The sequence below is a fragment of the Synechococcus sp. RS9902 genome, assembly GCF_014279635.1.
In the GTDB taxonomy this organism is placed as follows: domain Bacteria; phylum Cyanobacteriota; class Cyanobacteriia; order PCC-6307; family Cyanobiaceae; genus Parasynechococcus.
The window spans coordinates 1,640,933-1,650,654 of the sequence record NZ_CP047949.1 but is presented as its reverse complement, the minus strand read 5'-3'; the positions used below and the strand labels follow the sequence as shown (position 1 = coordinate 1,650,654).

Sequence of the window (9,722 nt, the reverse complement as noted above, 5' to 3'; positions counted from 1 at the left end):
TCAACCTAAGGTCACTCACTTGGGTAATAGATAAGAAACCTTGTTGAACCGGATCAGCACCAGCAACCTCCGGGGTGACGCCTTTGGTGGCGTGACCGCCGCGGTGATTGCTCTGCCGATGGCCCTGGCCTTCGGGGTCGCCGCAACGGGTGACCCTGCCCCTGGGCTTTGGGGCGCCGTGATCATCGGCTTGGTGGCGTCTCTCTTCGGCGGAACGCCCACCTTGATCTCCGAACCCACCGGTCCCATGACCGTGGTGTTCACGTCGGTGATCCTGAGCTTCACCGCCACAGCTCCGGACAAGGAAACGGCCATGGCCATGGCCTTCACCGTGGTCATCCTGGCGGGTCTGTTTCAGATCCTTTTTGGCGTCTTCCGTCTGGGTCGATACGTCACCCAGATGCCATACACCGTGATCTCTGGCTTCATGTCGGGGATTGGAGCCATCTTGGTGATTCTCCAGCTGCCCGCTTTCCTGGGGCAAACCGCATCGGGCGGGGTGATGGGAACCCTGTCCAACCTGCCGGGTTTGATTGCCGGAATTCAGCCGATGGAGCTGGCGCTGGCGTTGATCACTGTTGCGATCCTTTGGTTCACCCCAGCCAGCGTGAAGCGTTTCTGCCCGCCGCAGCTTCTGGCGCTGGTGCTGGGAACGGTGCTGTCGATGACCCTGTTCCACGACGCCGGTCTCAAGACCATTCCTCCGTTCAATGCTGAGCTCCCCAGCCTGCATGTGCCCGCCTTTTCGGGCGGACAGCTGCGTTTGATGTTCGTGGATGCCGCAGTGCTGGGCATGCTCGGCTGCATCGATGCCTTGCTCACCTCCGTGGTGGCCGACAGCCTCACCCGCACGGAGCACAACTCCAACAAGGAATTGGTGGGTCAGGGACTGGCCAACATCGCGTCGGGCGTCTTTGGCGGACTGCCTGGGGCGGGAGCCACGATGGGCACCGTGGTGAACATTCAGGCCGGCGGACGCTCAGCCCTGTCGGGCATTGTCCGGGCGCTGATTCTGATGGTGGTCGTTCTGGCCGCCGCACCCCTTGCGTCCACGATTCCCCTCGCTGTGCTGGCGGGCATCGCCCTGAAGGTGGGCATCGACATCATTGATTGGGATTTCCTCCAACGGGCCCACCACCTTTCGGTGAAAGCTGCGGTGATCACCTATGGCGTGATTGCGCTCACGGTGCTGGTGGATCTCATCACTGCAGTGGGCATCGGAGTTTTCGTGGCCAACGTGCTCACCATTGATCGGATGAGCGCATTGCAGTCCAGAAAAGTGAAAACGATCAGCACCGCCGATGACGATGTGGAGCTGACCGATGAAGAGCAGGTGTTGCTGGATCAGGCCTCCGGCAAGGTTCTCCTGTTCCAGCTCGCCGGGCCGATGATCTTCGGCGTGGCCAAGGCCATCTCGCGTGAGCACAACGCCATCGGTAATTGTCAGGCGGTGGTCTTCGACCTCTCCGAGGTGTCCCACCTGGGGGTCACCGCTGCGATCGCTCTCGAGAATGCCGTCAAGGAAGCGATTGAAGAGAGTCGTCAGGTGTTCCTGGTCGGTGCAACGGGCAGCACGGAGAAGCGCCTGCAGAAGCTGAAGCTGTTGGATCGGCTCCCCCAAAGCCACATCACCGGTGATCGCCTCGATGCCTTGCGCCTTGCCGTGAACGGTTTGCAGCTGAATGTCTGATCAGATCTCGATCATCGCCCCTGATGATTGGCACGTGCATCTCCGCGACGGGGAGATGCTCAACCAGGTTGTGGCCCATACCGCCCGCCGTTTTCAGCGGGCCATTGTGATGCCCAACCTGCGTCCCCCGGTGACCACGGTGGCTGCTGCACGGGCATACCGCGACCGTATTCAGGCGGCGTGCCCCGCTGATCTGGAGTTCACGCCCCTGATGACGGCGTACCTCACGGATTCGATCGCTCCTACCGAGTTGGAGACTGGATTTCGAGAGGGCGTTTTTGCTGCCGCCAAGCTTTATCCCGCCAACGCCACCACCAATTCCGCCGCAGGGGTGACGGATCTGCTGCAGATCGATCCCGTGCTGGAAACGATGGCCCGGATCGGTATGCCCTTGCTGATCCATGGTGAAGTCACGGACAGCGAAATCGATATCTTCGACCGAGAGGCGGTGTTCATCGAACGCCATCTGGCACCACTGCGGGACCGCCATCCCGAGCTGAGGGTTGTGTTCGAGCACATCACCACCGAGCAAGCGGTGCAGTACGTCAGCTCAGCGGATCGTCATCTCGCCGCCACCATCACCCCCCACCATCTGCACATCAACCGCAACGCGATGTTCGCCGGCGGGTTGCGGAGTGACTTTTATTGCCTCCCCGTAGCCAAGCGGGAATGTCACCGTCAGGCCCTGCGCCGGGCGGCCACCAGCGGTGACCAACGCTTCTTTCTCGGCACCGACACGGCACCGCACGAACGGGCATCCAAGGAAAGTGCCTGCGGATGCGCCGGCATCTTCAATGCGCCCTTCGCCCTGGAGAGTTACGCCCAGGTTTTTGATGAGGAGGGCGCTCTGATGCATCTCGAAGCCTTCACCAGCCTGAATGGGCCGGCCTTCTACAACCGGCCAGCCAACACGCGTCGCATCACGTTGCAACGTCGTGACCAACTTGTGCCGGAACTTGTGAATGGACTGGTTCCTTTCCATGCTGGAGAGATCCTGTCCTGGGCCGTTGCCGATGCACCTGATCAAGTTCAGCTCTGAAGACTGCGGCACCTGTCACCGCATGAGTCACTACGACGGCAAGGTGGCCGAGGAACTTGGCTGCAGCTTCATCTCCGTGATGCTGCAGGACACCGAGATGTATCGGAAATACCGGAAGATCCTGCTCAAGCAGTACCCCAACAAGGAGGGGATGGGCTGGCCCACCTACCTGCTGGTGAACGATCCCGATGGAGATTTTTCGATCGAGGGAGAACTGAAGGGCGGCATGCCCAAGGGAGATTTCCGCACCAAGCTGGCTGAGTTGCTGCCGTCTTGAGCTCAGGTGGTGGGGGCAGGGGGACTTGAACCCCCACAGGCCTTTCGGCCCAAGCGATTTTAAGTCGCGTGCGTCTACCGATTCCGCCATGCCCCCGCCCAGACATCTTAGATTTCCCCCAGATGTCCTCAGGCCTTGGACCTTTCGTCCCTGCTTTCTCAAGTCCCACAGGACACTCTGTTGGTTCTGTTGGCCTACACCGTTCTGGGCGGCCTGTATCTCGTTGTGGTTCCCCTCGCCCTGTACGCGTGGATGAACCAGCGTTGGCATCGCATGGGCAAGCTGGAGCGTCTGGGGATCTATGGCTTGGTCTTCCTGTTTTTCCCGGGGATGATTCTGTTCGCCCCCTTCCTCAATTTCCGGCTGAGCGGGCAAGGAGACGTCTGAATTGACGCGTGGCAAGGTTCTTCTGATCGGACTTGCAGTCCTCCTTTTGGGCGGGCTTGGGCAAGTCGGCTTTCAGGCTGCAGGCTTGGAGGGGTTTTCGGCAGGGATTGCTGCAGAGGCCCTGCTGGTTGTGATTGTGGTGGTGTGGACAAGCTCTTACCTGTTCCGTGTGGTCACCGGCCAGATGACCTACATGGACCAGCGGCGTCGCTACCGCGAGGTGTACGACAAACAGGAAGCTGAAGCGCTTCAAGCCTGTTTTGATGCTCTCCCCGAGGAGGAGCAACAGGCGCTGTTGCGCAAGATTGGGGCGGATGCCTCGGTTCCCACCGACGGCGATGCCCCCGTCGACTCATAGGCTTCCGAAGTTTGTTCCTGGTCGGTTGACCGAGATGCCCAATCAGCAGTCCTCTTCCATCGCCCAGCGCTTTGAGCAGCTGAAGCAGGACGGTCGCCTCGCCTTGATGCCATTCCTGATGGCCGGCGATCCGGATCTCTCTGTCACCGCTGATGTGCTGCTCAGCCTGCAACGTGCAGGGGCTGACATGGTCGAACTGGGAATGCCTTACAGCGACCCGCTCGCTGATGGGCCAGTCATTCAGGCTGCTGCGTCCCGGGCCCTTGCCGCCGGGACCACGCCAAAGGGCGTTCTCGACATGCTGCGCTCGTTGAAAGGCCAGCTGCAGATTCCCGTGATCCTGTTCACGTATTCCAATCCACTGCTCAATGTGGGGATGGAGGCGTTTTGCCAGTCCGCAGCGGAGGCTGGTGCTGCGGGTTTGGTGGTCCCTGATCTACCCCTTGAGGAAGCGGAGCGGCTGTCGACAATCGCAGAGCGTCATGGCTTGGATTTGGTGCTCTTGGTTGCACCCACCACTCCCCAAGATCGGATGGGTCGGATTGCCACATGCAGCCGAGGTTTTACCTACCTGGTGAGTGTCACCGGTGTCACCGGTGAGCGAGCTCAGATGGAAAGCAGGGTTGAAGGTTTGGTGCAGCAACTCAAACAAACCTCACCGGTTCCTGTTGCGGTTGGTTTTGGGATCTCCGGTGCCGAGCAGGTGCGTCAGGTTCGGGGTTGGGGTGCCGATGGAGCAATTGTGGGCAGTGCACTTGTGAAACGGATGGCGGCAGCATCGCCCGGCGACATTGCTCAGGAAGCTGGTCGTTTTTGCGCTGAGTTGCGTGCCGCTGCCGATCAGCCCTAGGGGCTGCCATCCCTCTCAAGCCATGAAAAACCCCGGCATTGGCCGGGGTTGCACTGCTTTTTAATGTTGAATCACTCGTCGTCTTCGTCGGTGGCACCCACCGGTGTCAGGCGAATCTGTTTACGACCCAGTTTGATTTCAAATTCATCTCCAGGCTTCAGGTCAAGCAGCGCTGTATAGGCCTTGCCGATGAGAAGATTGCCGTTGCCTTGCACAGTGGCCACATAGCTGAGTTTGCGGCCGCCTTGGCCCACACCGCCAACTCCACCCACGCCAAGACTGATGCCTTTGGCCTCCAGCAGTGCTTCATAAAAAGCGGTGAAATTCAGACGTTCACCACCATCTTTTTTCGTGGAGACATAGCCACAGGCACGAACAAGGCCAGACTTGCTGATGTCACCCAGGTCTTTGACTTTATTGAGAAGGTCGCTCCCAGTGAGCATCGCTTTCGAGAGATATCAACCTTCACAACATAGCCATGGTTCATGTGGCTATGCCATCATTTTTCACTGAAAAGTTCGCTGTTATTTCATCCTCCGCTATGGCACGTTTCGTTTTGTGGGGCATTTACTGCGCCGATGCTCTTGAGAAGCGTGCTCCCTATCGGGAAGAGCACCTTGCTCGTCTCCAAAGTCTGAAAGAACAGGGAACGCTGGTCACGCTCGGACCCACCGAGGGAAGCACCCATGTTTTCGGGATCTTCGAGGCCGACAGCATCGATGTCGTCCGCAGGCTGGTTGAGGACGACATCTATTGGAAGCAGGGGATCTGGACGGCGCTCGAGGTTTATCCCTGGGTCCAGGCGTTCTGAGCCTGCATGAGCACCCATTCAGCCACGAGCTGATCTCCATCGCTCCCGAGAACATCGGCGTAACCACTCATCTGGCCTCGCCCTTCCCGGGCGATGGCTGCGATGGCGTCCACAGTTGCGATCTGCTCACGCTCGAGGGTCTTCAGCTTCAGGTTTTTTCCCCGGCGAATGATGTTGCCACCGTTGATGTGGCATCCCGCGCAGTGCTGTTCGAACAACAGGGCGCCGGGGCTGGCGTCAGACCCGGCAGCCAGCGAAGCACCGGCTGAACCAAGGCTCAGCAGCAGAACAAGAAACGCACCAATGCAGCAGCGCAGGAGGTGGCTCAGCACAGGGATGATGTGGCTTGGATCAGTCTGCTTGAGCAGGCGATGCCTCCTTCTGGAACCGCTGGATCAGTTCATCGGGAGAGCGGTAATCCTTCGGAAGCGAGGTGTGCAGTCTGTTGAGGTAATCCCAGCAGACCGTCCGGCGAATGGCGTTGAGGTCGCGTCCATCGGCCACAAGGCGACGCAGAGCTTGGCAGTAGGTCGAGAATCCAGCCTCCAGATCTCCGATGGTGAGTGCCTTGGTTGCAGACGGCATGAAATAGAAGGTCAGGATCTTCTGACTTTTGCGTCGATCCCCTGATTGGTCTGTTGTCAGGATCACTGTTGGAGCTGTGCGGTGGTCCCCATGGCGGAACAGGATCTGATCCGTTTCCTCAACAAGATCTCCCAACTTCAGGCCCTTGCGGAGCGTGTGCAGAACGACTCCAGCAGCCGCGAAAAGCTGGCGGCTTGTGCGGACCACAACCAGGTTGTTCAGCTGGCCCGATCCTGGGGGTTCGACATCGGTCGGCGCTGGGGTGAGCGTGACCATCGGCCGGGACGAGAGGTCAACCTGCTGGCGACCCCCTGCCCTCCTCCGGGTGCGGAATCAACCCAGGTGTTGGCGTCTGCTGAAACATGGAGACTGCTGTTGATCGCATCGAACGGCTTCAGCTCCCCCCGTGATGAATGGATGGATCAGTGCGATCACGAATGGGCGCTTGTGTTGCGGGGGAGTGCCTGTGTTGCGCTGCAGAACCCCGATCGGATTGTTGATCTCAGTCCAGGAGATCACCTGCTGCTTTCGCCCCATCAACGCCACCGGGTGGAGCGCACCGATCCCGATCCGGGAACCCTGTGGCTGGCCTTGCACTGGGATGCTGCTTGAGCCCGGCGAGGCACGCCACTTCCACGATGGGTCGTGCAGCCCCCAAAAGGCAATGAGCACGACAGCTGATTGCCGTCGGTCGCATCGCTGACGAGAGTGAGTGCATCGAGATCGGAGGAGCCCATGACGGCCGACACTCCACCTGAGCAAACCCCAGAAGCAGACTGACTTTCTGGCCCCTGCTCCAACAGTTTCCACCCATCCGTAAGCGATTCGTCTGGCGCGACAACGAAGAGCGTCAAGCCAGTCGACTCCCCTCTGCATCGTTCGTAGGTGCCCCGCAGGAGAGCCGCTTCACACCTGGACCCGATGGCCCCAGGGTGCCTTAAGCCAGACGCTTCGACCTTCCTGTCTCAGTTCCATTGCTGGAGGAGATTTTCCAAGGCATCAGACACTGAAGGTGAGGTCGATTGCCATGCGCAAACGAGCGAGTTAGGCCGTCTTTCCATCGGGAAGGGCGGCCTTCCTTTTGTTCGTTAAGCCTCAGTCCTGGAAATCAAGCGTGGTGGCTGATCCTCCGCGGCCCAGGCGGTTGCGGGAGGGCGTGGCGTTCGCACGCTTCACCAACCAGTAAGCGGTTGAAAGTGAGACAACTGCGATCCCGAGGCCCACCAGCAGCTGGGGTTTGTTTTCAGCACCGGAGGGCAGCACGATCACTTTTCGAGCCACAGCCGTCAGTGCGGTGACCAGAACCAGTTCGATCTGCACCACGTGGCGCCTCAGGTAACTGGTGATGTTTTGCAGCACCTCCAGCGCGATCAACACGGTGAGCAGATCGCCGAGGATCTTGATCAGGTCATCTCCCAACCACGTCGCCGCTGACCCAGTCAGCAACTTGGAGCCCAAGGAAACCATCAGTTGGATGATGGCGGCGCTGATCACCACGGCCGTGATCAGGGTGAGCAGTCGGGCGACTTCGCGCTCACCCGCATCAACGAAACCGAGGAAACTTCTCTTGGAACGCGTGGGTTCACTCACGGGGTTCAATCGTTGAAGGGGGTGTAGTAGGGGCGAGCCTTGGTGTCGCTGGCCGGGTTGACCACCTTGGTGTCGCAGGTGACGGAGCCGTCCTCCGCCTCGATGCAATCGGCTTCAATCGTGCTGTCTTTGCCTGTGGCGCTACCCGGTCCCCGCAGCCACCCCTCAGTTTGTGCCTGGGCTGAGGAGACGCCGAACACCGACATCATCAACAGAACGGAGGCGCTGAGGAGGTGATTTCGCGTCATCGGGGCGATGTCTGAGCCACCACTTTGCCCGTGTCGGCCTTTAATCGGTGCAGTCGTCTCGAATTTCCTGCAAAAGCAGATCAAGTTGTCCGAACGGATCGTCTTCGGCCGTTGCGACACCGGGAGGTTCGCCTGAAGGCTGGCCATGCCATTCGGCTTCAACGCTGCAGAGCCGATCAGCCAGTCCAGCCAGTCCACGCATGGTGTGTTCGCGCTCCAGTACCTCGAGCAGAGCGGGCATTCGGGTCGACACAGCGCGCAGGTTTCGACGCAGGTCGGCCTGGGTGCGCCCTTGCTGCTTCAACCAGTCCTTCAGCAGCAGAGTGAGATCCGCTTCAAATTCAGGGGTCCAGCCAGACATTGATCAGCGATTCGGTTCAGCGGTTCAGTTCAGCGATTCAGTGCGCCAGGGGAAACCAGCGATCGAGTTTGCGGCGAGCTCGCATCCGGATGGCCGGAGTCACGTGATTGCTCCACAGACCCACCATGGCCGTAAGCGCCACCAGATCATCACTGAAACCGGCCACCGGCAGCAGGTCTGGAATCAGGTCGGCGGGCATCAGCAGATAACTCAGGGCGGCGAGCATCGTCAGCCGCGCGGCTGAGGGGGTTCCGGGGTCAAGCATCAACTCCAGGGCTTCCAGGGCTGGGGCGGCAAGACCTCTACCGGCCCGTTGCAACAGGCGCCGCAGCAGGTTTTCGTCGATCACCTCCCGTTCAAGCACGTCGGCTTCAACGGTGGTTCGCGCAGCCTGGTCAGTCATGCGGAGGGAACCGGTTTGATCCACTTTCCCCAGTTCCTTTGCAAGACGCCAGCGGGGCTCGCCGATCTTCAGGGTGTGGATTCCACGAGTCCGCTTTGAATGCCCGTCTTGCGCAGTTTGCGCAGGGCCCGCTGCACCACCTGACGGCAATACTCCCGTGAACAGTTCATGTGGCGAGCCACCTCGGCAAGGGTGCGCCATTCGTTGGTGCCATCCAGCCCAAAGAGCAGGGTCACGACGGTGTGTTCTTTCGGGGTGAGATTGGCTTTGGCCAGCAAAGACCAGACCGACGCGGTGCGTTCAGCGATCTCGGCCCGTTCCAGGGGCGGTAGCTCCTCGCTTGGGAGCACATCCACCAGCTCGGAGGGATCCGATTTCGATTTCACAACCCCCTGGAGGCTCACGGTGACGCTGCGCAGTTCACAGGCCAGCAGATCTTCCACCTCAGCGATGGGGATCTCCATGAACTCCGCCAGCTGCTCTCCGCTGGGGCTGAGGCCATTGCGCTGCATCAAGCGTGCCTTGGCAGCCCGCAATTTGGTGAGCTTTTCGTTCACATTCACGGGAATGCGAATCGTGCGGCTTTGGGTGGAGAGCGCTCGATTCAGCCCCTGCCGAATCCACCAGTAGGCATAGGTGGAGAAACGATGGCCGCGGGTGGGGTCGTATTTCTCGACGGCTCGAGTGAGGCCAAGGGTTCCCTCTTGAATCAGATCGAGAAGATCCAGGCCCTTGCCCTGATAACGCTTGGCCAGATTGACGACAAGACGAAGATTGGACGTAATCATCTGATTCTTGGCCCGTTCGCCGCGGCGAATCACGCCTTTTTCTTCATCGCTGTACTCACAGGCTGGGCCACTCCCGCCAGCCAGATGACAGCGTTCTGTGATGGCGACCATCGCCTGAACCTTTCTACCCATCATGAGTTCCTGCTCTGGAGTGAGCAGTTGATGGCGACCAATTTCGCCGAGAAAAGCACTCAGAGAACTCGTCATCATGACGATACGGCTGAATTGAACCTAGAACCAAAGTGTTTTTTTCTGGCGGTCATAATAAAGACTCCCGAATTAATACTTTGTGCGCTATTTCACTCTTTCTTCCTGTTGGTGAAGTGAATCTTTCA

The 9,722-nt window shown here is 59.5% G+C and carries 16 protein-coding genes and 1 tRNA gene; 8 read left to right on the top strand and 9 right to left on the bottom strand.

Features of this window, described 5'->3' with window-relative positions:
• Positions 1 to 40: 40 nt before the first annotated feature.
• The 3 genes from SynRS9902_RS09205 to SynRS9902_RS09195 are packed head-to-tail and all read left to right on the top strand — an operon-like array spanning position 41 to position 3,006.
• A complete protein-coding gene (locus SynRS9902_RS09205; protein WP_186508903.1) occupies positions 41 to 1,690 on the top strand; it encodes a SulP family inorganic anion transporter in 1,650 nt (549 codons plus the stop codon).
• On the top strand, positions 1,683 to 2,729 hold the full coding sequence (gene pyrC, locus SynRS9902_RS09200; RefSeq protein WP_186508902.1) for a dihydroorotase: 1,047 nt from the start codon (positions 1,683 to 1,685) through the stop codon (positions 2,727 to 2,729). The genes SynRS9902_RS09205 and pyrC overlap by 8 nt, the downstream gene beginning before the upstream one ends.
• The gene (locus SynRS9902_RS09195; RefSeq protein ID WP_025362365.1) at positions 2,704 to 3,006 is read left to right on the top strand and encodes a thioredoxin family protein; all 303 of its coding nucleotides are present in this window, start codon (positions 2,704 to 2,706) and stop codon (positions 3,004 to 3,006) included. The genes pyrC and SynRS9902_RS09195 overlap by 26 nt, the downstream gene beginning before the upstream one ends.
• Positions 3,007 to 3,013: 7 nt before the next feature.
• Here SynRS9902_RS09195 and SynRS9902_RS09190 read toward each other — a convergent pair.
• Positions 3,014 to 3,102: transfer RNA gene (locus SynRS9902_RS09190), tRNA-Leu, on the bottom strand.
• A 39-nt stretch (positions 3,103 to 3,141) separates the two neighbouring features.
• On the opposite strand from SynRS9902_RS09190, the gene SynRS9902_RS09185 reads away from it, so the two are divergent.
• Genes SynRS9902_RS09185 through trpA form a run of 3 tightly spaced genes read left to right on the top strand, consistent with a single transcriptional unit; the run spans position 3,142 to position 4,601 of the window.
• Complete coding sequence (locus SynRS9902_RS09185) at positions 3,142 to 3,393, top strand: NAD(P)H-quinone oxidoreductase subunit L (RefSeq protein WP_115008824.1); 252 nt, start codon at positions 3,142 to 3,144, stop codon at positions 3,391 to 3,393.
• A 1-nt stretch (position 3,394) separates the two neighbouring features.
• Positions 3,395 to 3,751, top strand: a complete 357-nt coding sequence (locus SynRS9902_RS09180) for a DUF3007 family protein (RefSeq protein WP_186508901.1) — start codon at positions 3,395 to 3,397, stop codon at positions 3,749 to 3,751.
• Positions 3,752 to 3,785: 34 nt separating this feature from the next.
• Positions 3,786 to 4,601 carry a tryptophan synthase subunit alpha gene (trpA, locus tag SynRS9902_RS09175; protein ID WP_115008826.1) on the top strand — a complete coding sequence of 272 codons (816 nt, stop codon included), beginning with the start codon at positions 3,786 to 3,788 and terminating at the stop codon, positions 4,599 to 4,601.
• A gap of 71 nt (positions 4,602 to 4,672) precedes the next feature.
• Here the strand turns inward: trpA and SynRS9902_RS09170 are convergent, their stop codons facing one another.
• Positions 4,673 to 5,044 (bottom strand): AbrB family transcriptional regulator, encoded by a 372-nt coding sequence (locus SynRS9902_RS09170; RefSeq protein ID WP_186508900.1) that lies wholly within the window; start codon positions 5,042 to 5,044, stop codon positions 4,673 to 4,675.
• Positions 5,045 to 5,142: 98 nt separating this feature from the next.
• Here SynRS9902_RS09170 and SynRS9902_RS09165 point away from each other — a divergent pair, with 98 nt between their 5' ends.
• Complete coding sequence (locus SynRS9902_RS09165; protein ID WP_186508899.1) at positions 5,143 to 5,412, top strand: YciI family protein; 270 nt, start codon at positions 5,143 to 5,145, stop codon at positions 5,410 to 5,412.
• Here the strand turns inward: SynRS9902_RS09165 and SynRS9902_RS09160 are convergent.
• Together SynRS9902_RS09160 and SynRS9902_RS09155 are read right to left on the bottom strand one after the other, a co-directional pair.
• Positions 5,388 to 5,744, bottom strand: a complete 357-nt coding sequence (locus tag SynRS9902_RS09160; RefSeq protein WP_186508898.1) for a c-type cytochrome — start codon at positions 5,742 to 5,744, stop codon at positions 5,388 to 5,390. The two genes, SynRS9902_RS09165 and SynRS9902_RS09160, sit on opposite strands and share 25 nt — an antisense overlap.
• 19 nt (positions 5,745 to 5,763) lie before the next feature.
• On the bottom strand, positions 5,764 to 5,997 hold the full coding sequence (locus tag SynRS9902_RS09155) for a DUF3136 domain-containing protein (RefSeq protein ID WP_114988622.1): 234 nt from the start codon (positions 5,995 to 5,997) through the stop codon (positions 5,764 to 5,766).
• A 90-nt stretch (positions 5,998 to 6,087) separates the two neighbouring features.
• Between SynRS9902_RS09155 and SynRS9902_RS09150 the strand changes: the two genes are divergently transcribed.
• A complete protein-coding gene (locus tag SynRS9902_RS09150; RefSeq protein WP_186508897.1) occupies positions 6,088 to 6,609 on the top strand; it encodes a Nif11 domain/cupin domain-containing protein in 522 nt (173 codons plus the stop codon).
• A gap of 483 nt (positions 6,610 to 7,092) precedes the next feature.
• On the opposite strand, the gene SynRS9902_RS09145 is transcribed toward SynRS9902_RS09150, so the two are convergent.
• The 5 genes from SynRS9902_RS09145 to SynRS9902_RS09125 all read right to left on the bottom strand — a co-directional run bounded on the left by SynRS9902_RS09145 (position 7,093) and on the right by SynRS9902_RS09125 (position 9,594).
• Entirely contained in the window at positions 7,093 to 7,587 is a 495-nt protein-coding gene (locus tag SynRS9902_RS09145) for a phosphate-starvation-inducible PsiE family protein (protein ID WP_186508896.1), read from the bottom strand.
• A gap of 5 nt (positions 7,588 to 7,592) precedes the next feature.
• Positions 7,593 to 7,835 carry a hypothetical protein gene (locus tag SynRS9902_RS09140; protein ID WP_255446085.1) on the bottom strand — a complete coding sequence of 81 codons (243 nt, stop codon included), beginning with the start codon at positions 7,833 to 7,835 and terminating at the stop codon, positions 7,593 to 7,595.
• 40 nt (positions 7,836 to 7,875) lie between these two features.
• The gene (locus SynRS9902_RS09135) at positions 7,876 to 8,196 is read right to left on the bottom strand and encodes a hypothetical protein (protein WP_186508895.1); all 321 of its coding nucleotides are present in this window, start codon (positions 8,194 to 8,196) and stop codon (positions 7,876 to 7,878) included.
• 37 nt (positions 8,197 to 8,233) lie between these two features.
• Positions 8,234 to 8,599, bottom strand: coding sequence for a YkvA family protein (locus SynRS9902_RS09130; RefSeq protein WP_115008832.1), 366 nt, complete (start codon positions 8,597 to 8,599; stop codon positions 8,234 to 8,236).
• Between the two features lie 68 nt (positions 8,600 to 8,667).
• Positions 8,668 to 9,594 carry a sigma-70 family RNA polymerase sigma factor gene (locus tag SynRS9902_RS09125; RefSeq protein ID WP_186510595.1) on the bottom strand — a complete coding sequence of 309 codons (927 nt, stop codon included), beginning with the start codon at positions 9,592 to 9,594 and terminating at the stop codon, positions 8,668 to 8,670.
• Between the last annotated feature and the right edge of the window lie 128 nt (positions 9,595 to 9,722).